Consider the following 25118-nt stretch of genomic DNA (forward strand, 5'->3'; position numbering starts at 1 on the left):
CTATACAGTAAAAGAGTTGGCGCAAAACCATGCAATTGTTAATATAGCGCAATAGAAACCAACACTAATTTTGAGGTACTCAGTGAATAAAAGCTTTATGACTAATATTATCGCCTTGCTTGCTACTTTAGCGGGTTATTTTTTCGAGCAGTCTTTACTCTTTACCATAGGCTTATTTGCCTTGTCGGGGGCATTTACTAATTGGATTGCTATACATATGCTTTTTGAAAAAGTACCCTTTTTATATGGCTCTGGTGTTATTCCTGCGCGCTTTGAAGATTTTAAAAAAGCCATAAAAGAGCTGATGATGGAACAGTTTTTCACTGAAGAAAATATTGACCGATTTTTGTCGGGTGGTTCAGGTGGTTTAGTGTCTTTAGACTTAACACCCGTCATTGAAAAAATAGACTTGAATCCTGCTTTTGATGACTTAGTTGATGTTATTGAAAAGTCATCGTTTGGTGGCATGTTAGCGATGGTTGGTGGCAGCGAAGCATTACAGCCGTTACGAGAGCCGTTTATTGAAAAAATGAAAATCACCGTCGGTAAAATTTCACAAAGTGAAGAATTTAACAATATCCTCAAGGATGAGTTAGAGCAACCGAGTGTTATGGCGGATATGCGTGATAAAGTCAGTGAAATTATTGATCAAAGGTTAAATGAACTAACACCACAACTGGTCAAGGAAATTATCCAAGCGATGATCCGCAAACACTTAGGTTGGTTGGTTGTTTGGGGAGGTGTATTTGGTGGTATTATTGGCTTTATCGCCGCAGTTACTAATAATTTCTAAGATTTTATCAGCGATTATTTCGCAACAAACGCTGGATATAATTTGTTGCGAAACTTGTCATTACAGACAACAAGGTTATCCTTGTTATTCCTTAGTCCCTTTTGTGCTATTAGTTCCTGCAATTTTTTAGTTTAAACGCTTTAAATTTCACCTTATTGGGGCTATGCTTGCGCTTTAAACACAGGGATTTATTTCTCTTGTTGAGCGAAATCGCCCAATTAAGAACATCCCGTCATTGAATAAGGTAACCGGAGACATGTTTGGTAGCTTAAAGGCTTTGCCAGCCGATCCTATTTTAGGCTTGTTGGCTAAATATCGTGAAGATTCAAACCCACATAAAATTGATTTGGGTGTGGGCGTTTATAAAAATGAAGCAGGTCATACAGCGATTTTAGACTGTGTGAAAGCGGCGGAAAAATATCGTAACGATCACGAAGATACCAAAGTTTATATTGGTCCTACCGGCTCACCTGTATTCAATGAAGAGATGAGTAAATTAATTTTCGGTCACCATAAAGTGATGCTTGAAAATAGAGCTCGCACGGTTTCTACTCCCGGTGGAACTGGGGCATTACGTGTTGCGGCTGAATTTATTAAGTCTTGTAAAGCTGGTGCCACTATTTGGGTGAGTAACCCAACATGGGCAAATCATACCGGTTTGTTTGAAGCCGCTGGTTTAACCGTTAAAACCTATCCGTATTACGACCACGAAAACAAAACGCTTGATTTTGATGGCATGTTAGCGGCATTAAAAGAAGTCAGCAGCGATGATGCTGTGTTGTTACATGCGTGTTGTCATAATCCCAGTGGTATGGATTTAAACAATGAGCAGTGGCAACAAGTTGTTGAAGTGGCTAAAGACATTGGTTTTTTACCCCTTATCGATATGGCATACCAAGGTTTTGGTGTTGGTTTAGACGAAGATGCCTATGGTTTGCGTTTAATGGCCGAACACGCGAAAGAAATGATTGTTTGTAGTTCATGTTCGAAAAACTTTGGTTTATACCGCGAACGTATTGGCGCTTGTACTATTATTGGCGAAACATCTGCCGCAGTTGATGTTGCACAGTCCGTATTACTTTATGTGATCCGTGTTATTTATTCTATGCCTCCAGCACATGGTGCCGCATTGGTTGAAACAATCTTAAGTTCTGATGAACTACGTACCCAGTGGCATGTAGAATTAAAAGAAATGCGAGACCGTATTAATGGTAACCGTCAACTATTGGTTGATAAGTTAGTCGAAAACGGTGTGACTCGTGACTTCAGCTTTATTACCCGTCAAATGGGGATGTTTTCATTCTTAGGTATAACCCCTGAGCAAGTGCAACAGTTACAAGATGAATATAGTATTTATATGGTCGGTTCAAGCCGTATGAGTATTGCGGGTATTGCGAATAGTAATGTTGATTACTTAGCAAAATCTATCGCGAAAGTTCTATAGGCGCTAAGATTCGTTAACAGCTTTAGAGCTTAAGAAAGAGTTAAAGCCAAAACATCTCGGTGTTTTGGCTTTATTGTTTTTGGTTAACTAGCCAATTGATAATGTGAGTAAGCGGCTATCTTTAGAGGTAAAAATTTCCATCCTCATTAAGTGATATTTTTTCAACCCGAGTGACCGCATTGATGTTTAATGGACCATATATATGAGGATATAAGCCACCGCTTGCAGGTTCCCATTTTATTTCTGGTATAACTAACTCTTTATCAACAATCAAAATAAGTGGCTGCTCTTTGTCTTTATAATATTTATTGGCAAGACGGTTTAACTGACTTTTTGGCGTCGCATGAATAAAACCTTCGCTGGTTAGCGAATCACGCGTTAGCTTACCTGCACTTAGTGCTTGTTGATATTCAGCATTTGATGAGAGTAAATAGATAGACGGATCATTTAGCCCTGCATACATGCGAATAAAAGTATTCGTTAGTATTTGTTGCTCATCTTTCTGGTAAAGGTAGTCAACACGAAATATCCCTTTAATATTGTTATTTTCAATAGCCTGACTTACAACGCTTATTTCTGCTCGAGCAGTCCAGTCAGTACCTGTTAACCATAGAGGAACATTGTCAGCAAGATGCTGATGGCCCTTTCTCTCAAAGGGATAGGTTTTTCCACGTACTAACTCTGCGTAATTATCTGAACGGAGAATTGAATTATTTGCTATTTTAAAGCCCATGGGTTTTCCTGTATTAAATTGTTGTTAGCGATAAAGCTATTAATTGTCTATGTTACCGATAAGTGCACATGCTTTAAATGGTAAACAACAAAGAATATATTTGTTGTCTTATCGCTATTACCAATCAATATGTATTTTGCTGAGTTTTGAATGGTAACGTCTAGATGTAAAATTATGCTACATTAACGGCGTAAATTTTTAGGGAAATAAAAAATGACTGAACAAACCAATTTCAAACATATGCAACTGGCCACCTTACACGAGAGTTTAACTGATAAAACTCATGTCATTGTTGATATTCGTGACGCGGCTTCTTTTCAAGCAAATCATATTCCTGGTGCTATTCATTTGAGTAATGAAAACTTTGCCGACTTCATTCGTGAAGCCGACTTAGATGCCCCCGTTGTTGTTTGCTGTTATCACGGTATTTCTAGCCAACAAGCTGCACAGTTTCTTATTAGCCAAGACTTCAGTGATGTTTATTCACTCGATGGCGGCTTTACTGATTGGCAATTACGTTTTCCACAAGATATAGAACACTAAATAGTTGAGCATAATGTCGGAATATAATTCAGCAAATGAGCTAAGTCCCTTAGTACAAGTTAAACAACATAACATTGCCTTGTTGTTTGCGAATTATTTAACCAGTTTAGATATCGATGCTAAAGTGCAAAAGGATGACAGCGACTATGTTATTTATTGTGCAAGCCATAAAATAGCTCAAGCAAAAGAAATTTTTGCTGAATTTATTGCCGACCCTTACCAAGAAAAATATCAACAAGCTGCATGGCAAAGTGGACAAGTTTCACAAGTTCAAGACAACTCTCCGTCATTAATAACAAGCTTTAAACAGCAGTTTTTGGCTCATGCCGGTGTGGTAACCTTAACTGTTTTTGCTTTGTGCTGGTTAGTTTTTATCGCGAGCTTGTTGGGTTTCGCTCGACCTACTTTTGAATTATTACATTTCTATCCTAAGTTAACGATGGAGGCCTTTTTTGATTCTCCATTACGTCTTTTAGGGCCCACCCTGTTTCATTTTTCATGGTTACATATTGTCTTTAATACTATGTGGTGGTGGCAATTAGGTGGCAGTGTTGAACGTACTTTAGGGAAGGGGGCGTTAATTAATTTATTTTTGATCACCGCACTGCTCTCTAATCTCGGGCAGTTTATGGTTTCAGGTCCTAACTTTGGCGGCCTGTCTGGTGTGGTTTATGGCTTAGTGGGTTATGTTTGGTGGTATGGCTGGCTAGCACCTGAAAAAGGTTTAATGATCTCTAAGCCCATTATTGGCTTTTTACTGTTTTGGCTTTTACTGGGCTATGCCGATGTTTTACCGGTTAATATGGCAAATACAGCGCACTTATTAGGATTAGTAAGTGGCTGTTTGTTAGCAGCAGTCAACGTGTTATTGATGAAAAGGCATTAGGTCTTTATTAAAAAACCGTAGGTTGAGTTTTACCGACCTACGGGGATCTTTTAATATACTGTTAGTTGTCTAGCCACTGGGTAAATAATAATTTTTTAATTAGCGGCTGACCTGTTTCTTGTGTCAAAAGACTCTTCACTTTTTCTTCACATAAACGCTGGATTTCGTGGCGACCATTAATCGATTTTACTTTTGCTTCAGGTTGCTGACCAATAATAGCAATAATAGCATCGCGCAATAACGGTGCATGATGCTCAACCGTTTCATAATTTGCCGAATCTTCAATCATCAATTCAACGGTGAGACGAACATAGCCTAGTTTCTTTTTTACCGCTACATAGTTAGTGATAATAGCGGGTTCAAAACCAAAGTAAGCATAGTCCGCCGCTTTTACTGAAGATAAAGGAAAAGAGAACGACAATAATGTCGCTAATATTAATAAGGTATTTTTCATTTTGCCGCTCTATTTAACTGGAGAATTGAAAAGACTATCGACTATATTACAATGAATCATTAGCTTTTATTAGCAAATTTGTTCGCTTTATTTATTTTTATAACGCTAAGCGCTAAAACCCCCTCAAGGATAACCCGTTTGATAGGCTAACTTATTTCGTGTGGCCTATTGATGCGAGCTCGTCTACCTTTGAAATCACCACTTGAATTTGGTCGGCAAGGTGTACCAAATTACCAGCGGCATAAATTAAACAATACTGATATGATATGCAGGTTATTGTCTAATAAAATAGTTATTAATTAGTTGTTATGACCCAGTCGCATCCATTATTTCCCATTACTATCGATACAGCATGGCAGTCTCCTTTAGGAGTATCGCTTAATGAAACGCTATTAAGTTGGTTACTCGACCCAAGCTCGTTGACTGCTCGATTAAGTCAATGTTGCCAACATTTTCGTGTTGAAGTATTAGGGCAAAAAATTCAGCCTTGCACAAGAGAAGAAGCAACGGCAGACATTAATGTAGGTGAACAAGTGTTAGTGCGTGAGGTGATATTATATTGCGACAATGTGCCACAAGTCTTTGCCCGCAGCTTACTGCCTTTAAAAAGCTTAACCGGTGAAGAGCAGCAGTTAGCACACTTAGGTAACCAATCGTTAGGACAGGTGCTGTTTAGCAAAAAAGAGTTAACCCGTAAATGCATTGAAATCTCGTCTTTTTCTCCAATCTCTACCGTATCAGCATTAGCACAACATCTTAAATTACCAGTTAAAACCGAGCTCTGGGGACGCCGTTCAACGTTTATGCTGCATGATAAACCTTTATTAGTTGCTGAAATATTTTTACCGAATGCCTTCGCTTATCAAACTAATCAAACTGATCAATTATGATAAATAAAAAAGAAATAAAAAATCTTCAGGAAAATACATGACAAATTCTTTTGCAGATAAGTGGCAAGGCATTGTAAAAATTACTCGCGCCGACAAGCCGATCGGTACCTACTTACTATTATGGCCAACATATTGGGCATTATGGATAGCCGGCGATGGTTTTCCACCCTTACATTGGCTAGCTGTATTTACCTTAGGTGTTTTTGTTATGCGCAGCGCAGGTTGTGTTATTAATGACTGGGCAGATCGTAAAGTAGACGGACAAGTAAAACGTACCCAGCATAGGCCATTAGTTACTGGCATATTAACGCCAAACGATGCGTTATCGTTATTTGGTTTGTTGATTGGCATCGCGCTCGGCTTAGTTTTAACCTTAAGTTGGTTCACCATTCAATTGTCAGTGGTTGCGGTGTTACTGGCAGCAAGTTACCCTTTTATGAAACGTTATACCCAGTTACCCCAAGTGGTATTAGGTGCAGCGTTTAGCTGGGGGATGATTATGGCGTTTGCCGAAGGTATGGGTGAAATCCCCACAGTTGCTTGGCTACTTTTTAGCGCTAACTTATTATGGACGGTAGCTTACGATACTATGTATGCGATGGTTGACCGCGACGACGATTTAAAAATTGGCATAAAATCAACGGCCATTCTATTTGGTCGCCATGACAAACGTATTATTCTATTTCTTCAACTGGCTACACTAGCTTTGTTAATGAGCGTGGGTGAAATGCTCGCATTTGGTTGGCCTTATCAACTGAGTCTTGTTATTGCGGCCGGATTTTTTTGTTATCAACAAATTTTAATTGTCGATAGAGAGCGTGATAAATGCTTTCAAGCTTTTTTGAATAATCATTTTGTAGGTTTAGTGATTTTTATTGGCATATCAATAGAGTACCTCTAGTTACTACGGGTCCGATAATCATGAGATCCAACATTATGCTTGTGGTGCGTCATCCTGATAATCGTTCAGGATGACGATGTAGCCCGTTTTATTCGTGCAAGAGTTAACGAATAATACTCTGTAAAACTTCAATATCTATCAGTTGAGTGACCGATGACTTCAACAACCCTAAAGTACTGCTGTCAACGAGCTGGTCGTTTTCATCTTTATTAATATAGCCTTGCTCAATCATGGCTTTAATTAAAATTCCCTGGGCTTTCTTATCAATAAACTCAGGAGCATTAATATCATTTAATACCGATAAGCGCTTAGCAATAGCAACAACTTTGTCTTCAAGGTCATTTTTACTAATGGGTGATAAACGATGTGTTAATGAACAGATAATGGTAAAACGTTGTACGGTTTCATTAATACATTCGCCGATTAAACGAATATTACTGGTCAGTTCAACGTCATTTACCACGCTTAAAAAGCCACTTTTACTTTTTTGAATAAGACCTTCGGCCATTAAAAATTTTATTATTTGCTCTGTTTGTTCCACAACATCACTTTCGCTTTGCCATAAAAATAAATCAATTTTCACTAAACTGATGATCCGTTGCACCTGTTCTAATAAAGTGTCGATATCTATTTTGCTATGGCGTTCCAATATCCGGCAAATGAGCGCAGGTAATATATAGCTATGTAAAATATTATTACGGTAATAACGCATTTCTAAAATGGCTGTTTCAGATAATGAAATAATGTCGCCGTAACTGTCTTGATTTACGGTGACTTTATTAAGAGAGATAACCTCTTCAAGCAGTTGCTGGCCATCTTCACAGGGGATGGTCAACTGCTGACTATAAGGCGCATTGCGCTGTAAGTTTAAAAATAAATCAAGCTGGCTTATTAATTCTGTTTTAGCGAGTGCTTTATTATTACAAGCATGCAGAATAAGTGCGACTAAAGCCGTACCATTAATGGCGGCGCTTTTATTGATATGCGTCATTACTTGATCAGCCAGAATATTAACACTTGGTGTCAACCATGTTGGCTTTTGTGGATCAATAGGGTCGATATCGTCTTTCCAGCTAGGGACCTGTTTATTTAAGAACTGGTTAATATTGATAGGTTCACCAAAATTAACGTAACCTTTTCCATAATTTCGTAAATTTTTAATCGCTTTAATAACACCAAAGATAGATTCATTTTTCTTCTGGCTACCACTTAATTCTTTATGATAGGTGCCGACTTCCATAACATGCTCGTAACCTAAATAAACTGGCACTAAGGTTAATGGACGATCAATGCCACGAAGCAAGCTTTGTATCGTCATGGCAAGCATACCCGTTTTAGGGGGTAGTAAACGGCCAGTTCTACTGCGCCCGCCTTCAGAATAATATTTTACTGAGTAGCCACGTTCAAATAATAAGCCTAAATACTCGCGAAAAATGGTGGAATATAAGCGATTGCCTTTAAAGCTACGACGAATAAAAAACGCACCGGCTTTGCGGAAGATAGGGCCTGCTGGCCAAAAATTTAAATTAATACCAGCGGCTATTCTAGGAGTCACTAAGCCTTCTTGGAAAATGACATAGGTAAGTAGTAAATAGTCCATGTGGCTTCGGTGACAAGGCACATAAATAATTTCATGGCCTTCTTGAGCGAGATCTCGCAGCACTTTTGCATTATTGATGTTTATACCGCTGTATAAGCGACTCCACAGCCAAGTTAAAATACGTGCGCCTAAGCGAACCATAGAGTCACGGTAATCACCGGCAATTTCATCCATGATGGCGAGGGCTTGTTTTTTCACTTGCTCTTCACTAATCGCTTTGCTTTTGGCTTCGTCGCTGATTAAGCGTTTTATCGATGGATTAGCAAGCAGTGTCGCAAACATTTGTTGACGGTGCATTAACCTTGGGCCCGTTACTGCAATCGTTTGGCGGTAAAAGTGAAAACGAGCAATACGCATTAATTTTTGTGCACTTGCTTGCGTAGTACCATGCCTGTCTGCCATAAGACGAAAAGAAATCGCTTCACTAAATCGGACAATAGAATTACGCCCTAAAAATAATACAATGAAAAACTTACGTAACCACGAAGGTGATTCTTGATCCGCTAAAACAGTACCTATATTGGCATTATTATGTTCTTTGGTTGGTGTTCTGCCCCAAATAACATGAGCAGGTATGAGCTGAGCATCTAATTTTTCGTCGATGCTGTGCTGCTTTAATAATTCGAAGCCTTGGGTAATCGCTTCGGTATGACCTGCTTTTCGCCAACGAAAAAGCGGTGTAGGTTTTTCTAAGCACAATAAACGTGAAAAACTTTGCCCATTAACAGTTACCAGGCTTAGTGGATCGGGTAATTTTAAATTTTTACAGGCCTTTCGTAGGGCAAGTAGATCACTGGCAGATTGATGACGAATAACATAAAACTGTGGCTGTTCAAGTTTTACTTCTTCTGACTCTAAATAGTTGTCAGGAACAATTTTACTGCGAACAAGCAATTTTATCGGGAAACGTAATAAGAAATAGAATAATGAACGTATGGCTGACATCGAATTTTCTCTGAATTATTATACTTTTAGACATGTTTTTAATAGTAGCTTTATTGTAGCATGTTGCCTATGGTTTTTGGTAATGGTGGCCATCACCAACACCCTTCCTTTATCATCGAGTAATAAATGACAAGCCAACTGAACAAAATAGCTATATTTGTAGATGTACAAAATATTTACTATACCACCCGTGATAGCTTTCAAAGGCAGTTTAACTACCGAAAGTTTTGGCAACAAATTAGTGAGCAGGGCGATATTGTTATCGCCAATGCCTATGCCATTCAACGCAGTGACGATGCTCAACATAAATTTCAAAAAGCGTTAAAACATATTGGATTTGAGGTAAAGCTTAAGCCGTTTATTCAACGTCGAGATGGCTCTGCCAAAGGTGACTGGGACGTCGGTATTACCATTGATGTCATGGAAAGTGCCGGCGATGTTGATACCGTTATATTACTATCTGGCGATGGCGACTTTGATTTACTACTTCGCAAAGTTAAAGAGCGTTATGGAGTAACTACACATGTTTATGGTGTATCAGCTTTAACCGCTAACTCATTAATTAACGCGGCGGATGATTATTTTCCGATTGATGACTGGTTACTAATGTAACTTTGCTTGTCGAAATAACAGTCAGCCTGTGGTCGCCAATGATTAATGGCCATATCTTAATGATTGCTAATGTTGCCATATACCCTTGATCGCCAGTGAACAAAAATCATCCGCTTTTTATTAAATATGTGCGATAGTAGCAGTATCATACAGATGAAATAAAATGATTAGGCAATGAAAATTCTGATATTACTGATGCTTTCTTTACTTGCATCAGCCTGTAGTCAACAAGACGTCTATAATTCTGCAGCGGTTAGCAAAAGCAGTTACAGTAAATCAGCGATAGCAACCACAGCACTTTCAGATGATGGTAAGTTAACGGCGATTATTAATGGTAATGGAGTCTGTCTTTGGCAAAACAGTCAGCAATCAATATTACCTAAATGCCTTCCCGCGGATCATGCACAACATATTGAAATCGCTTATATCAGTAATAACAATCAGTTCTTATATCTTTCTAATCGTGTGTCTGTAAAGCAATATACTCTTGATAATCTTGAAATAGTCGGTGAGTGGCAAGTCGCAGATAATATAATTAATGATATGTCAGTATCTAAAAATGGTCAGTTACTGTTATTAGGATTTCGTAGCGGTAAAGCCAGTATTATTGATACCAAAGCGAATAAGGTCACTACTTTTCAAAAACATCGTTTAGATATAAACGCGGTGAGTCTGTCTGAAAACGGTCAAATTGCTTTTACCGGCTCAAGCGATAAAGTGGCCCAGTTATGGAATACTTCAACGGGTAAAACCCTGTTTGAATTTAGTCATGCCAGTCGAGTTAATCATGTTGATATCAGTAGCGACGGTTTGGTTGGCTTTAGCATTGACGCGGTTAAAGATCGCAAGTTTTGGAACCTACAAACAGGCCAGCTCATTGCTGAATTAGATACTTATTTAAAATTTATGGAAGTGAATGACTCTGTTTTTTCTGCCGACAAACAACTATTTTTAACTGGCTCACCCAGGCAAGTATTACAGTTATGGCGAGTGGCTGATGGCGCATTACTTGCCCAGTGGCAATCAGTCATGGAAAATGGCCGAGCATCGGTATTAAGTGTCGCAATGAATGATGGGGATAGCGAAACCATCAAAGATGCCAAAACGATCAAGTTTATTAATGCCAGTAATAGTGATGGCGTTTTAGAGCTGTGGCATTTTCCTGTTTATTAATTTTATAACCTTTTAGGTTAGAGGTACTACTTTGTTTAAGCCAATTCCAACAACATCTTTTGATCTGTTACCACTGCCTATTATGGTTGTTGAGCTTAATAAAGAAGCGCTAAATCATACTATTGTTTATTTGAACCAAAGCTTTACTAACATCATTGGTTGGGATTTAACCGATATACCGGATAAAAATCACTGGTGGCAAAAAGCCTATCCAGATCCCCATTATCAGAAGGTCGTTGAAAGCTTATGGGAACTGAGTATGGAATCAATAGATGCTGAAAAAGATAGCTTTGTTACGGTGACAGTGAATATTCAGACCAAGGCCCATGGCGTTAAGCGATTTAAAGTTTATACCGAATTGAAAAGCGCGCTAATGGACGGTTATTATGTGGTCGCATTTGAAGAAATTAATTAATCAAATGCATAAGTGAATTATTGAGTCTACTGATTGCCTAAATTAGCAACCGTCAGCAATAATATCGTACGCCGGACCTATTGCTGCAGATTGCGCTTGGGTATATCTAAAATAGCAATTATCGTCACTGACTTTATTGTTGCCATTGACATCGTAACCAATAAAGACGAAGTTTGCGCCTTGCTCTTCGAAAACCTTGCCCCCCGAGAGCTTAAACTCCTCAGAAACATCAATCTGCTTGTAAATTTCATGATTATCAATGTAAGAGTGCAACAGCCTTAAATCAACGCCATTAAGATCAATAACGCCATTACGGTCTATATCTATATCAATTAAATCCGCGCGGCTAGGAACTGGAAATGTAGAATAGCTTGGCATCTTCGATTTTAAAAAGATTAAATTATTAGCGGCTTTTACGCTGACACTAAACTGGGTTAAAACGGCTATTTTTGCGTCTTTTGATATGCTGATAAATTTAGGTAATGCGGTGGCAGATAATATGCCCAATATCACGATGACAACGACCAGTTCAATTAAAGTAAAACCTTTATTACGATTACGACTACGACTCATCGACTGCACACACATAAATTATATTTTGTTGTTTAACGTTACTTGTATAAACGTTAAGTGGTATTAAAGAGTTTGCACTTTAACAATATAGCAACATAAAATAAACTATTTTAGCTATTTGTTATAAATGTTGTCATCAAAATATGGTGATACCGTTATAGTAAAATCAGAGTGGGTTGTCGTTGTTCGTTGATAATAAATAGTAAAATAATCAATTTATTACTTTACTAGCAAGAAGATTAACGAATAAAGCCATAAGCTAATGATATATTTCACCTAAATAAAATGTCTTTTTGGGAATTTTAAAAAAATGTACGTCGCCACTATTTTCATGATGAACCCCTATAGAACCATCGTATTCATTGATAATTTTTTGGCAAAGTAATTGATTTAAAATAGGTGTTTGTATTAGACCTTCAGGGGACTTTTCTATTCCTACAGATGACAGCGGATTGGCTTTATCTAAAGGTGAGGCGTCTTCTACTTCAAAAACAATATCCTCATTTTTTGTATAAAGTCGAATTTTAAGTTCACCACCGTTTTGTGACCGCATCACGGCATCATGAGTCAATTGATTGATAACTTGACCAATTTTTTCAGGAACACATAAGTTTTTAATGTCGTCATCAAATGATTTTTTGACAATAATATTACGCAATTTATCTCTGCTTGATTCAAGGTATAGTTGTGTTGCTATCATTGATTGCAACGAAGATGACTTTAAAGCAGAGCTTTGCATATAGTTAGAAATGGCAAAATAATTTAAAAAACTGTCAAAAGTACGGGTTAATTTTTCTTTGGATAACTGGCTAAGTTCTTTAAAATTTTGGTATTGTGCCTTACTGACTTTTCCCTCTAATAAACAATCGTTCACCGTTGTTAACACGTAAATAGGGTCAGAAATTTCTTTAGTCATATTATTAATGATTTTTTTATAGTCGTTGAGAGTACATTGATCTTTATTCATTTTATGCGCATTAAAGATCAGTCTTCTAAGCGTTAAGATAAAGAGTTCATTATCGATTGGCTTAATAAAAACATTATCAGCACCATTGGCTAAAAATTTAATCGCACCATTTCTATTACCGGTTAAGCCAATAAAAATAAAAGATCGATCTACAAAAGTTTCCTTTATTTCTTGCATTAATTCACAGCCATTTTTAGAGGGCATTTCATAATCAAGAATCAGAATATTAATTGTGGGTGTTAATCTTAAACGCTCTATTACTTGCTCGCTATTAAGCTCAGTGTCGTTATGAATAAACTCACTACTCAAAATATTGGCAACAATACGGCTATCAACTCTTGAGTCATCCACAACCAGTGCGTGTTGAAAACGATAAATATCGTGTTGTCTAATAAAACCGTAAATAAGAGAGCTTAATTCGCTATCATTTTCATTGACCACCATATCAATGTAATGTTCTTTAGCGGTTCTTTCCATTTCAAAATTAAGAAAACGGGTTATCAATAAAGTGGGTACATTTTGTTTTAATTTAAGTCTGCTAATACTTTCTTCATCAATTTTTTCAATATAAAGAATGAGATAATCAGTGTGTGTTATAGCAACTTTTAGAGGTTGGGTTAGGTCATCAGCTATGAATGATTCAACATGTCCTAAATTTTCGCCCTGTAATACGGGAAGCAAACTTTTAGAGACCTGATCGGGTAGGTTTACTAGGAAAATATTTGAATTCATCATAACTGCTCCTTGTCTTAAATAAAGCGCTTTGGTAGATAAAAGAACAATAAGCGCTCATTAACTATACTCTTTATTTCTATTTTGAACAGTAGCTAATGTAATTTTTATGGAACCAACCAACCTCATTTTACAATATAGTTAATGATGAGTAATCACCAGGTTATTTATAAATATCCCTTTAGTTAAAAATAATTTAACCCCTTTTACTTTTTCCAAACGTTTTACCTGTATAAGTCGCAATTTAGCGCTTATATCTGTTTTTTGTTTGTTAAATAAAGGAATTACTATGGCTAAATTATTATCTTATATCAGCTTGGCAGTTATTATTACTTTTAGTTTATTTGCTTTTATGGCGTATTTAATCAGTAGCGACAGTGTAAATATTACCAAGCCATTAACCGATGTTATTGTTGAAGTGGCACAATTACCTGAAGATTCAAAAGTTATTGAAATCGATAAGGTAAAGCTTGAACCACCAGCACCACCAGAGCCTATGCCAAGAAATGTTGTGACGATTGATGTTGCAAGTGACACGCACAATTTATCCTACCAATCAGCTCCAATCTCAATGACGGGAGGTAGTACTGGCTTTAAGCAATACCAAGGTATGAATAATAATGAGGCTCGCCCCATCGTGCGTGTTAATCCTAAATACCCAATAGAAGCCATGAGAAAAGGAACTGAAGGCTGGGTGCAATTAGCTTTTGATATTAATGAAGTCGGTAAAGTTGTTAATATCTCAGTGATTGACGCTCAGCCAAAACGTATTTTTGATAAAGCGGCTAGACATGCTTTAAGAAAATGGAAATATCAGGCAAAATCGGTTGATGGAGCAGCGGTCTATCAAAAAGGTCGTACCGTACAATTAGATTTTTCTATGGACCAACAAAGTTAGGATGCGCCTTTGAAGTTACCTTCTATGGTTAAGGGTTGGTTTAATCCAACTATCAGCCCTGAAATATTAATAACGCGTTATATTGCCACCAGCAAAGATAAATATTTTACTTTGCTGGTTAAGCAATTTAATCAGCCAATTTATCATTATCTATTGAGCCAATCTGATAAAGAAACCGCTGAAGATATTATTCAGTCGATGTGGTTAAAGGTGATGAACATTAAGGCGAGCCATCCAGTACACAGCAATGTTAAAAGCTGGTTGTTTACCATTGCTAGAAATACCTTAATTGATGAATTAAGAAGGCAAAACCGTTGGCAAACACAATCCCTTGATGAGCAGGGTGCGGCCACAGATATACAACTATTGTCGCAGACCAATAATCACTCACTGGAGCAACAATTTGAGTATATTGATAGATTAGCCCTTTTTAATCGAGCAATTACCTTATTGCCTTTTTACCAGCGAGAAGCTTTTATTTTTCAACAAGAAGGTTTTTCACTTGAACAAATTGCCGAATTAACCGGTGAAAGCTTTGAAACGATTAAAAGCCGTTTGCGTTATGCCAGAACTTATATTAAAAATTTATTGGAAGATAAATCATGAAACACCCATCCTGTGACGAAGAGATCGCCTCACTTTATCAACAAAGAAAGCAACAAGTCATTGCACCAGAAATTCATTTGTCAGCTTTGCAAAAAAGTAAAAAATCGCGATATACGCTGATGCAGTTATTGAGCCTATTATTTTTAGGAGCTGTGGCTTCATTTAGTATTTTAGCCGTGATAAGTCATTTTTCTAAGCAAGCGAACCTCCAAACAGCGCCAAAATCGCCAATAGAGCTGAGTGTCGTTGAATATCAAGAAATAACCCCAGAAGATGAATTTATTGCGGTTGTTATACCGCCATTAGCACCGAAACAACCTTATGTTGTTCCTGCTCAGTCTGAGAATGAAATTGCTCTGGGAGCTAATAATCGACCGGAGACGTTAATTGTTTCACTGCCTATTGATGTTGTCACTGTTTCAGTGACCGCCGATATTAAACCACCCACGTTATCTTTGGTGCCACTCTATCAAGAGCAACCAAAATATTCGGTTGACGCAATTAGAGCCCAACAATCAGGTACCGTAAAGCTGGCTTATAGTATTTCGCCACAAGGTGAAGTTTTAAATATTAGCACTGTCGAGTCGAGTGTTAATCGCGAGCTTAATATCTCTGCTAGAAAAGCGTTATCAAAATGGCGTTATCGTCGAGGAATATACAGTGAAGAGGGCTATGAAATTATTTTTGATTTCACGCTGAAATAAATAAATAAATAATTTATTTAAATTAATTTGAACTTATCAGGCAATAGGGGCTCTTATTATACGAGAGTTTATTTCCCTTAGTGTTTATGTTTTTATAAAGCGTTTCTTGGTTTCAAGAAACGCCTTTTTTTTGCCTTTTTTTCAGTGCTATTACTTATTTTCCAAACGATTGTAATCTAATAAACCAAACTCAATACCTTGATCATTGTTTAGTTGCTGATGTAGTTTGTCGGAAAACGTCCAAAAGTCTGTATTGGTACGTCTGACCGCATAACGACTTTTCAAATTAAAGTAATCATCTTTTGTTTTCATATTTTCTATTGCAACAATAAATTCAGCCACTTCTTGCTGACTAATATTAAAAAACGCTTTCGGGTAAGTCCCTATGGCGCCTCTGGCTACGGTGAGCGTATCTTCTGCTTGTAGCCGACGCTTTTTCTCTGCAAACAAATGCGCTACATTACTATGGGCAGAATTTCTTAACAGGGTAAATACCTGACTTGTGTTGCTATCATTTACGACAACAAAGCTGACTTCTGGTAGTAAAGAAACACTTTCACCAGTTAAATTTTCCAGGCGTTTGAATTTATAGTCATTAATTGACGACGTTAATTGATGACTATTATTGTGTGTTGTTGCGGTATGCTCTTTGAGTAGTTGGTATAACTCTGCTTGGGGTTGGTCAGTTTGGTATTCAATCCCCGAATCGGGCAAATCAGCGAAGTTAGCTAAAAAATTATAGTCATTAACATCCGAACTTGTCTCGCGATACCATAGGTCGTGGGTCTCTTTTCGAACTTTCTGGGGCAATAACATTAAAAAAGCTGATTCACCCTCCATACGTAAAAAGTCCATATATAAACGGGTTTTTAATTGATGAGCAACATCGCCATAAACATCAAATCCAGCAACTAATAAGTAATGAATGCGCTCAAGTAGTGGGTAACCAATCACCCAGGCAGACTTGGGTGGCTTGCCAACAAAACCTTTAACCACTGAAGCACTGTCAAAATGCCGGAAAATAGTCAGTGCAGCGTTAGGATTATTTTCACCACTCCAAATTAAATCAAGGTCAATATTGCCAGCTCGCAGATCAAGGCTTTCAATAAAGGCTTTTTTCGCTGCGACATATTCTTTTTGTCGACTGGCATATTCGCGCCAATCTAGAATCGATAATACGCTGCTGCTGGTTGCTGCTGGAAATTGTAAGAGTTTGCTGTGTTCAACTAAAAACTTGTTAATACCAAACATATCAATATTCTCTGGGTTCTCAAAAGCCACCCAGAATTGATCTTCAATAACATTCAGGGCAATTTGACCTCGGCAAACCGGTCCTTTAATGAAATTCATAATTGAAAATTGCGCTTCATCAAGCAAAAAACGATAACGAGATTCAAGAGGCAATGCCTGAAAGGTAATAAAAGGGTTTGATGCATATTTTAGTTTATAGCCAGGGAGTTTCTCTACCGTGTAATCGGGGCTAAAAAACAGCGCTTTATAGCGAGTAAGTTTCGCTAAATCAAAACGGTAAGGCATATGACGTTTTGCTAAAACGGTGGCTTGTTTTTTCTGTAAACGGTAATAAACGCGCTCAACGTTAGGGTCTTCAAATGGGCGACGAGTGGTAATAATTTGCACCGCTTGTGTGGGTGGTGTTTTTGAACGAACGATATTAAAAAAGCTTTGCTGGCTAGCGTCAAAATATAAATTGGCTAAATATAAGTGTTCGTAAAGATATCGGCCAACGAGCTGTTCTTTTTTAGAGTCGCCATTTAAAAAAGTCTCCCATTTTTCAACCATAACAAGCTCAGTCGCACTTGGTGCAGTAGGCGCAGGCATTTTTGCACCTTCAGCTAACCATAGCGTTAACTGTTGGTATTCATCATCAGGTAAATTAGGTAAAGCGTAAGGCATGCCACCTAAAGGGTTATTTTCTTGATAATGTTTGAATTCATCTATGGTGGGGCATTCTTGCTGGCGGTTTAGACTAACATCAAATGCTTTCGATAAAATCACCTCGTCAGGTAAGGGATTATTACGCTTTAGCTGTAGCATTTGATACATCAAGCTGCTGGCTAAGTTGGCTTGTGGTGATTGCTGGCGTTCATTTAAAACAGGATAAAACTCTTCATTACGCCATTGGTCAATTGTTTTAGGATTACCTTGGATATTAGTTACCGGGATCGCTTGTAAACGGGCACCATCATAAACAACAGTTTTATTGGCGCCTCGTTCAATACCGGCAATAGATTCCATTTTTAATTGGCAAGGTGCATCGTAACAGCCATGACAAACAATACAGCGATTTTCTAAAATTGGTCGCACTTGATTATGAAACAGCTCGCTTTGTTGTGGCGTTATAGCCGTAACATTGCTGCGATGAATTGGGTTTGAAAAGCCGTAACGGTCATCAAGCTCAACATAAGTGATCGTTGCACAACCTGAAATAAAGATGAAAAGTAGTAATAATTTAAAAAAACGCATTAAAATCCTAAAGCATAAAACGTGCAGGCAATCGCTGCTTAAGCTAACAATTTTAATATAAATAGCCGATAAGGTTAAGTGCTTTTTTATTAGGGCATTTTTATGCATTAACAAAGCACGATGAATAATGCGCTATTTGTAGCCGTGTTATTTATGAGGAGGTGAACCCTATCTGTGGTTTATATCGGTAATAATAATCAGATAATTACTGGGTTTGGGATAAAGCGGCCCATTTATCTATATTGCTTGTTTTTTAGATGATAATAATCACAACTTATTGATAGAATCTATAACGATTGCCAAGACTCAAGGCGAATGTAGTGTCTTATAAAAACAAACCAAAGGGTGGATTATATGTATTTAGGTCAGTGCTTGTGTGGCACGATAAACCTTAAAATTAGTGGGGCAATAAGTGATATCATTCACTGTCATTGTTCATTATGTCGAAAGAATAGCGGGACGGCTTTTGCTACCAACGGTTTTATTAATACCGCTGATTTTGAGATCACTTCAGGTGAAGCGTTTTTAACAACCTTTGCCTTCAAGCCTGGTAGAAACCGTCACTTTTGCTCAAAATGTGGTTCGCCTGTTTTTAGTTCAAATGAGCAAGACCCAACAAGGCTGAGACTTCGTTTAGGTATAGTTGATTCTGATATTTCAGAAAGACCTATTTCGCATAACTTTGCTACCTCAAAAGCAAACTGGGAAGATCTTGATGAAAACCTTCCAAGATACGATGCTTTTGAACCTAGCCGAAAATAATCTCTATTTTGAAGGTTAAGTCCATCGCTAAATCATAATTGTGCAGTGTGATAAAATTTTCATATCACACTGCCTTCTCAATAATAACGTTTTAGCAATGATGTTGTATCCCAAATCACAACTTTTCCATCCGCGCCTGAACTGATCAACACTTTACTGTCAGACGATAGATTTACATTACTAACATCGTTTTTATGGCCATTAAGTCTTTGTATTACATTCCCTGTTTTAACATCCCAAATTCGAACGGTAATGTCATTTTCATCAGTCTCGTATGCCCATTGATATTGAAGAAATTCACTGAACATGCCTTTGTCGCGACCACCGCTTACTAAAAAGGAGTCATCATGACTAAATGTTAAGTCGTAGATAGAATATGAATCGTCTTCTAATGTATTGAGTACTTGCCAATTAGTGGTATCCCATATTTTTATCGTATAGTCATCGCCGCCGGAAGCTAGAAGCTTACCGTTGTGACTAAAGGCTAAATCTAAAACCGCTTGGTTATGTTCTTTTAATGCTCTTACATGCTCACCAGTGAACGCATTCCACACATTAATAATGTTATCTTCGCCACCGGTTAACAGAGATTTACTATCAGGAGTGAAGGCCACGCCCCATACATCGCCTTCGTGTGCAGATAAGGTTTTTGATTCACCAGACGTTAAGTTCCAAAGACGGGCGGTATCGTCAGCGCTTACACTGGCTAAGCTTTTTCCATCGGGGCTGAAGGCTAATTTAACGACCATGCCCTGATGACCAGAAAATGTATTAAGTAACGCTCCGCTGGAAACTTGCCAAATTCTTACGTTATTATCATAGCTGCCAGTAGCGAGGATTTTGCCGTCATGACTAAATTTAACGCTAGGCACTCCTTCTGGGTGTTTAAGCGATTGTAATACTTTGCCGGTATATCTATGCCAAATTTCAACGTTAGGTCCTGAACTTCCTGTGGCAATAAGTTCGTTATTTGGGTGTAAATCAGTTTTACAAATACTGTTTTTATGAACAACGCACTTGGTGTATTCTTTAACGCTTTGACTCGTTAAATCTTTAGCTGTGGTGTTGTTACTGCATCCAACTATCAGTGTTATTCCAACGATAAATATCGTTATTTTTTTTAAAGTTGTTGTCATAATTATTCTTAAGCTATTTCACTAAATTACTATCTAACCAACTCACCATATAACTGGCTAGTTGCGTATCACTGTCAAGTAAAGGGTAACCATGTGCAGACCCTTTATAAGCAATAAATTTACTATTCATGCTTTCAGACGCCGTAAATAATTTTTGCGCACTAAGGTAAGTGCCGGTATCCATTTCTGAAGCGATGATCAGAGTAGGTTTGTCCGCTAGCATCTTTTTATAGCGCGTAATGTTTTCATCAGGCTGACCTGATGAGAAAAAACCAATGAGATTTACAGGATTATTTTCTGCTAAAATAATGGCTTGAGAGCCACCACAACTTGCGCCAACTACACCGACTATACCTTTGTCTGACATTTTACTTTTCAAATGGTCATAAGCGAGTTGAACATCACTAGGCCAATGTTTAGACACCTTTTGCCAAGCGGCACTTCGTGATTCTCTTGGTAATGCTTGAACCTTTTGAACACTAAATTCATCGTTAGCACTGTCACCAAAGCCTCTGAAATCTAAACTCAAGGCATGAATGCCCTTGTCTGATAATTGCTGGCCGATGTCGTTATACATGGTTCTATTGTAATTACATTGGTGCAATAACAATACCGCGCGATCACTGGTTTTATTACTCGGGTAATAACTCGCTTTTAATTCAAAGCCTTGGTCGGTGGTTAACGTAAGGTCAGTTGCCTGACTTGATGCGGTAACTGCAAATAACGCGGCAGACATTATTTTTATAAAAGTGTTCATAAATTTTCCTGTTGTTTTGGCTGGCCCGTTAATTAATCGGTTTACTCTAAACTAACCAATAGATGAGTTTATTAAAACAGCAAAGCGTTAAATTGTCGAAAAATTAGGCTTATATAATGTAATAGGTTGTGTTTTAAATATTAGAACGTTTATGTATTGCTATACCAATCAGCCAAATCTTGCTGGGTATCGATATCTTTTTCGGTATGAGGAAGGTTTACTGTTTGAAGGTTTTCTTTATTAGTATATAAAACGGACTTAGCGCCTTTATCACCCTTTAAGAGCATTAAGTCGGTAAAATAAACTGAGGGGAAAATAGCTGGTGGCATGAATTCTTGCCCTGCTTTTGCACAAACTAACGTGTTTGGTAACGCTAAAGACTGTTTTATTAATGCGATATAGTCATCTGCAGTTAAAGCAACTTGATCAGCCAATGCTATCAAAATATGGCTGATGCTACTTTCATCATCCTGTGCATCATTTAGCATGTGTTCAACAGACTGTGCAATGGTATGACCTAAGCCTAAATGTGCCGCTTCGCAATAATATAAGAGGTCGGGGTCGTCTAATAATTCGCTTATTTGTTGATGATAACGCCCTGTCGCGACACCAATATTTTTGTTACTGATATTCAGTGTCTTAAGTGCTAAAAACAGTTGTTGTAAAGCATGTTCGAGTAAAGTTATTGACGTTTCTTGTCGCTGTACTTTTGCGAGTACCTTAATACCGTTAAAGCGTTCACTTTTACCTGCCGCCAGTAGCACTATTTTCAAGTTATAATCGGGGCGTTTCATGGTGTTATTGTTCGATGGCGACGACTAAAGTACATGGCTAATCGACTGAGCACTTTTGTTAAATAAGCTGGCATGGCACTCGGCAAGTATCGATAAGGCTATGCTCTCAGGCAAGGTTCCACCGATTTCAAGACCCGCAGGGCCGGCGAATGTAAACGATAAAGATTGCTCGACAACTTCAGCCTGAGTAATAACTTGCTGTTTTCTATTGTTTGGACCAAGCAAAGCTAAATATTGAATATTGGTGTTAGCTAAAGCTTTTAGAGCCTGTGCATCAATCGAGACATTATGGCTCATCAATATGGCGGCGTTAACATCTTTTTCTGCAGCAAAGGTGGTCAGTACTTCGGCTTCGCCTTTTATAATATGGCTAACATTTGAAAAATATTCTTTTCGAGCATTGGCGGGACGTGGATCCCACAACGATACTTTCCAACCTAACTGTTCAGCCATATTGACCAGCGGACGTGCGTCAATACCTCCGCCAACAACAAGCAGATGAGGTTCGGGTACAATCGGGGTTGCTAACCAGTTTGTTTTGTCATCGTTATTTAAGGGGGAGGGAATTAATGTCGCTGTTGCCGCTATATTCGTGACTTTTTTCGCTTCGAAATAAGCTTGCGCATCATTGCCTTGCTCGACAATACTTTGATAAAGGTAGCCAGAAATACGATGCTTAAGTGCGTCGTAAACTTGCGCCAATGATAAATAGTCATTAGCGGCATGGACTTGCTGCAACATTATATAAATCGTGCCGCCACAACCAATACCCAGATGAAAAGATAAATCATCTTCGTCAGTTCCATCATAGCAAACCAACATTGACTTGTTTGTTTGCATAACTTTTCTGGCATTAACACCGATATCTGACTCTAAACAGCCACCACTTAGCATACCTAATTGATCACCTTGGCTACTAAATAACATCATAGCTCCGGGTTTTCTGTAACACGGGCCTTCGGTCTGGTAAATAGTAGCAAGTACCCAATCAGCGTTATCTCGATGCGGGTACCATTGCGCTAATAAGTGCGATAAATGATTGCTCATAGGAAAAAGTCCTTGCTGAGCAATACGTGTTGTTGCTCGAAATTGCTACAACAATATAAAAAAATTAACAATAAAACGTTCATTTAATCCTTACACTGACATCGGTTTAAAAGGTAAATCTCTATAGCGCTTACCTGAAGCGGCAAAGACAGCATTGCTTAATGCGGGTGCAAAAGGAGCAACACCGGGTTCGCCTAATCCTGTTGGGCTTTCATCTGAATCAGGAATATGAACCCTAACATTTGGCATATCGGTAATACGCATAACGGGGTAATCATGAAAATTTGAATTAACCACGGCACCTTCTCTAAAGGTTATCTCGGTGCTTAATGCTAATGACATGCCCATAACAACGGCGCCTTCCATTTGCGCTGTTGCGCCATCAAGGTTAAGTACTTGGCCACAATCTATCGCACAGTCTACATTTAATACTTTAATATCATCACCGTTGACTTCAACATGTACTGCCATGGCAACAAAGCTTTGAAAACTATAGTGCACCGCTAAACCAATAGCTTGGCCTTTTGGTAGTGATTTACGGTTCTCCCAGCCTGATTTCTCAGCAGCAATGGCGAGAATATCTTTAGCTCGTTTGACGTTTGCTTGCTGTTCTTTATTTTTATTGTTATCAAAAAGTTGATTAACAAAAGACAAAGGATCTTTATTTGCTTTGTACGCTAATTCGTCGGCAAAGGTACTAAAAGCAAAACCATAGAAAATAGCATAAACTGCCCGGTACCAACCAATACGCGTATGAGCTTTGGCATCGCCTGATTCGACACGACAATTCTCAATACCAAATAAATGATTAGTAATATCTTCTAAACTATTCGCCGGTGTTCTAACTAACGAAGGGTCAAATAAGGTTGATATTGAAGGAAAGGCGGCGCGATGTAACCAACCGGTCACGTTTCCTTGGTCGTCCATAGATGCTTCAATGTGTTGGGCATTTATCGAGTGATAATAGCCCGTACGCATATCTTCTTCGCGGGTCCACGTTAGCTGAATTGGCACACCAGTCTTTTCTGAAATAACAGCGGCTTCATGAACGTAGTCACACTTAAATTTACGACCAAAAGCACCACCGGCCATTGCTACATGCACCACGATATCTTTTGGCTCGCGTGTTAAGTATTGCCCTAATACTTTTTGAATATCGGCAGGGCTTTGTGTTGACGCCCATACTTCACAGGAGTCTTTTTGCACCCATACGACACTCGCATTAGGCTCCATCGGTGCATGTGAAAGATGTCCTCCGGTATAAGTGGCTGACATTTTATGTTTTGCTGCGCCAAACGCTTTTTCAATATCACCACGTTCAGCGGCTAACGTTGCTGGTTTTTCAACATTTTTAACCAGTTGCTGTTTATATTCTTTGGTGTCGTAAATAGCATTTTCGCCTAAATCCCAAGTTATTTTTAACTTTTTCACCGCTTGTTGTGCCGTCCAGCTATTGTCAGCCACTACGGCAACACCGCCAATAGAACCAAACGGGATGTTAAAACGTGGAATTTCGATAACGTCAATAACACCTTTCATTTTCAAAGCCTCGGTTTTATCAAGGCTTTTTAAGGCGCCGCCTAAAACAGGACAATGGATCATGGCCGCATATTTTAAGCCGGGTAGTTTAGTATCGACACCATAAATACGTTTACCGACCACCACTGCTGCCTGATCATGACGAGGTAATTCTTTACCTATGTAATTAAAATCACTTTTCTTTTTAAGCACAGGTTTTTCAGGTATCGGCATATTGGCAGCAATACTTGCTAATTCACCATAAGCGAGTTTTTGTTGATTAGTTTTATTAATAACAAAATGTGCTTGAGCAAAGCAGTTTTCAGGAGAGGTTTTCCACACTTTTGCTGCTGCGGCAATTAACATCGCTTTTGCTGTCGCTCCAGCTTCACGCATAGGCTGGTACATTACGCGGATACTCGCTGAGCCACCTGTTGCTTGCGGACCATATTTTTCGTCGGCGTCACCTTGCTTTACCGTAACACGCTGCCAATCAGCTTCCATTTCATCAGCGACAGCAGAAGGCAGGGCAGTACTAATACCTTGGCCCATTTCGCAGCGGCCACAATAGATAATAGTATCGCCATTTTCAGCCAGGTGAATAAAAGCGTTAAGTCCATCACCACTGTCTTTGATAATGCCCTTTTCTGCTAAGGCATTCATCGGTAAAGCAACACTTATCATTAAACCACCGGTGGCTAGACCGGCTGTTTTTAAAAAATTACGACGGCTTACGTTTGAAATGGTCATA

General features: G+C 38.4%; 24 protein-coding genes. 13 read left to right on the forward strand and 11 right to left on the reverse strand.

Annotated elements, in window-relative coordinates:
- Positions 1–82: 82 nt before the first annotated feature.
- A complete protein-coding gene (locus H4J75_RS04205; RefSeq protein ID WP_182215342.1) occupies positions 83–793 on the forward strand; it encodes a DUF445 family protein in 711 nt (236 codons plus the stop codon).
- A 256-nt stretch (positions 794–1049) separates the two neighbouring features.
- On the forward strand, positions 1050–2237 hold the full coding sequence (locus H4J75_RS04210; protein WP_182221436.1) for an amino acid aminotransferase: 1188 nt from the start codon (positions 1050–1052) through the stop codon (positions 2235–2237).
- 121 nt (positions 2238–2358) lie between these two features.
- Here the strand turns inward: H4J75_RS04210 and H4J75_RS04215 are convergent, their stop codons facing one another.
- Positions 2359–2970: a DUF952 domain-containing protein gene (locus tag H4J75_RS04215; RefSeq protein WP_182215344.1), complete on the reverse strand. Its 612-nt coding sequence runs from the start codon at positions 2968–2970 to the stop codon at positions 2359–2361.
- A gap of 213 nt (positions 2971–3183) precedes the next feature.
- Between H4J75_RS04215 and glpE the strand changes: the two genes are divergently transcribed.
- Positions 3184–3513 (forward strand): thiosulfate sulfurtransferase GlpE, encoded by a 330-nt coding sequence (gene glpE / locus H4J75_RS04220; protein WP_083277969.1) that lies wholly within the window; start codon positions 3184–3186, stop codon positions 3511–3513.
- A 13-nt stretch (positions 3514–3526) separates the two neighbouring features.
- Complete coding sequence (glpG, locus tag H4J75_RS04225; protein ID WP_182221437.1) at positions 3527–4399, forward strand: rhomboid family intramembrane serine protease GlpG; 873 nt, start codon at positions 3527–3529, stop codon at positions 4397–4399.
- A 61-nt stretch (positions 4400–4460) separates the two neighbouring features.
- On the opposite strand, the gene H4J75_RS04230 is transcribed toward glpG, so the two are convergent.
- Positions 4461–4853: a flagellar basal body-associated protein FliL gene (locus H4J75_RS04230; RefSeq protein WP_182215347.1), complete on the reverse strand. Its 393-nt coding sequence runs from the start codon at positions 4851–4853 to the stop codon at positions 4461–4463.
- A gap of 308 nt (positions 4854–5161) precedes the next feature.
- On the opposite strand from H4J75_RS04230, the gene H4J75_RS04235 reads away from it, so the two are divergent.
- Together H4J75_RS04235 and ubiA are read left to right on the forward strand one after the other, a co-directional pair.
- The gene (locus H4J75_RS04235; protein WP_182215348.1) at positions 5162–5743 is read left to right on the forward strand and encodes a chorismate lyase; all 582 of its coding nucleotides are present in this window, start codon (positions 5162–5164) and stop codon (positions 5741–5743) included.
- Between the two features lie 37 nt (positions 5744–5780).
- On the forward strand, positions 5781–6644 hold the full coding sequence (ubiA, locus tag H4J75_RS04240) for a 4-hydroxybenzoate octaprenyltransferase (protein ID WP_182215350.1): 864 nt from the start codon (positions 5781–5783) through the stop codon (positions 6642–6644).
- A 103-nt stretch (positions 6645–6747) separates the two neighbouring features.
- On the opposite strand, the gene plsB is transcribed toward ubiA, so the two are convergent.
- Positions 6748–9189 (reverse strand): glycerol-3-phosphate 1-O-acyltransferase PlsB, encoded by a 2442-nt coding sequence (gene plsB, locus H4J75_RS04245; RefSeq protein ID WP_182221438.1) that lies wholly within the window; start codon positions 9187–9189, stop codon positions 6748–6750.
- A 138-nt stretch (positions 9190–9327) separates the two neighbouring features.
- Here plsB and H4J75_RS04250 point away from each other — a divergent pair, with 138 nt between their 5' ends.
- The 3 genes from H4J75_RS04250 (at position 9328) to H4J75_RS04260 (ending at position 11389) form a co-directional block, all read left to right on the forward strand.
- Positions 9328–9801, forward strand: a complete 474-nt coding sequence (locus H4J75_RS04250) for an NYN domain-containing protein (protein WP_182221539.1) — start codon at positions 9328–9330, stop codon at positions 9799–9801.
- Positions 9802–9975: 174 nt separating this feature from the next.
- Complete coding sequence (locus H4J75_RS04255) at positions 9976–10974, forward strand: WD40 repeat domain-containing protein (protein ID WP_182221439.1); 999 nt, start codon at positions 9976–9978, stop codon at positions 10972–10974.
- A 31-nt stretch (positions 10975–11005) separates the two neighbouring features.
- Entirely contained in the window at positions 11006–11389 is a 384-nt protein-coding gene (locus H4J75_RS04260; RefSeq protein WP_182221440.1) for a PAS domain-containing protein, read from the forward strand.
- A gap of 42 nt (positions 11390–11431) precedes the next feature.
- Here H4J75_RS04260 and H4J75_RS20375 read toward each other — a convergent pair whose 3' ends face one another.
- Together H4J75_RS20375 and H4J75_RS04270 are read right to left on the reverse strand one after the other, a co-directional pair.
- Positions 11432–11962, reverse strand: coding sequence for a type II secretion system protein (locus tag H4J75_RS20375; RefSeq protein ID WP_182221441.1), 531 nt, complete (start codon positions 11960–11962; stop codon positions 11432–11434).
- A 259-nt stretch (positions 11963–12221) separates the two neighbouring features.
- On the reverse strand, positions 12222–13664 hold the full coding sequence (locus tag H4J75_RS04270) for a response regulator (RefSeq protein WP_182221442.1): 1443 nt from the start codon (positions 13662–13664) through the stop codon (positions 12222–12224).
- Positions 13665–13950: 286 nt separating this feature from the next.
- Between H4J75_RS04270 and H4J75_RS04275 the strand changes: the two genes are divergently transcribed.
- The 3 genes from H4J75_RS04275 to H4J75_RS04285 are packed head-to-tail and all read left to right on the forward strand — an operon-like array spanning position 13951 to position 15869.
- Positions 13951–14559, forward strand: a complete 609-nt coding sequence (locus H4J75_RS04275; protein WP_182215360.1) for an energy transducer TonB — start codon at positions 13951–13953, stop codon at positions 14557–14559.
- A gap of 9 nt (positions 14560–14568) precedes the next feature.
- A complete protein-coding gene (locus tag H4J75_RS04280; protein WP_182221443.1) occupies positions 14569–15165 on the forward strand; it encodes a sigma-70 family RNA polymerase sigma factor in 597 nt (198 codons plus the stop codon).
- A complete protein-coding gene (locus tag H4J75_RS04285) occupies positions 15162–15869 on the forward strand; it encodes an energy transducer TonB (RefSeq protein ID WP_182221444.1) in 708 nt (235 codons plus the stop codon). The genes H4J75_RS04280 and H4J75_RS04285 overlap by 4 nt, the downstream gene beginning before the upstream one ends.
- 150 nt (positions 15870–16019) lie before the next feature.
- On the opposite strand, the gene H4J75_RS04290 is transcribed toward H4J75_RS04285, so the two are convergent.
- On the reverse strand, positions 16020–18353 hold the full coding sequence (locus H4J75_RS04290) for a fatty acid cis/trans isomerase (RefSeq protein ID WP_182221445.1): 2334 nt from the start codon (positions 18351–18353) through the stop codon (positions 16020–16022).
- Positions 18354–18707: 354 nt separating this feature from the next.
- Between H4J75_RS04290 and H4J75_RS04295 the strand changes: the two genes are divergently transcribed.
- Complete coding sequence (locus tag H4J75_RS04295; protein ID WP_182215367.1) at positions 18708–19115, forward strand: GFA family protein; 408 nt, start codon at positions 18708–18710, stop codon at positions 19113–19115.
- Positions 19116–19192: 77 nt separating this feature from the next.
- Here H4J75_RS04295 and H4J75_RS04300 read toward each other — a convergent pair whose 3' ends face one another.
- The 5 genes from H4J75_RS04300 to H4J75_RS04320 form a co-directional block, all read right to left on the reverse strand.
- Positions 19193–20251 (reverse strand): WD40 repeat domain-containing protein, encoded by a 1059-nt coding sequence (locus H4J75_RS04300; RefSeq protein ID WP_182221446.1) that lies wholly within the window; start codon positions 20249–20251, stop codon positions 19193–19195.
- 13 nt (positions 20252–20264) lie between these two features.
- A complete protein-coding gene (locus H4J75_RS04305) occupies positions 20265–21008 on the reverse strand; it encodes a S9 family peptidase (RefSeq protein ID WP_182215370.1) in 744 nt (247 codons plus the stop codon).
- 149 nt (positions 21009–21157) lie between these two features.
- Positions 21158–21802, reverse strand: a complete 645-nt coding sequence (locus H4J75_RS04310) for an NTP transferase domain-containing protein (RefSeq protein ID WP_182215372.1) — start codon at positions 21800–21802, stop codon at positions 21158–21160.
- Between the two features lie 24 nt (positions 21803–21826).
- Positions 21827–22849: an XdhC family protein gene (locus H4J75_RS04315; RefSeq protein WP_182215373.1), complete on the reverse strand. Its 1023-nt coding sequence runs from the start codon at positions 22847–22849 to the stop codon at positions 21827–21829.
- A 90-nt stretch (positions 22850–22939) separates the two neighbouring features.
- Positions 22940–25117, reverse strand: a complete 2178-nt coding sequence (locus tag H4J75_RS04320) for a xanthine dehydrogenase family protein molybdopterin-binding subunit (protein ID WP_182215375.1) — start codon at positions 25115–25117, stop codon at positions 22940–22942.
- Position 25118 lies beyond the last annotated feature (1 nt).

It is taken from the genome of Colwellia sp. BRX10-1, from assembly GCF_014077545.1.
Taxonomy (GTDB): domain Bacteria; phylum Pseudomonadota; class Gammaproteobacteria; order Enterobacterales; family Alteromonadaceae; genus Colwellia_A.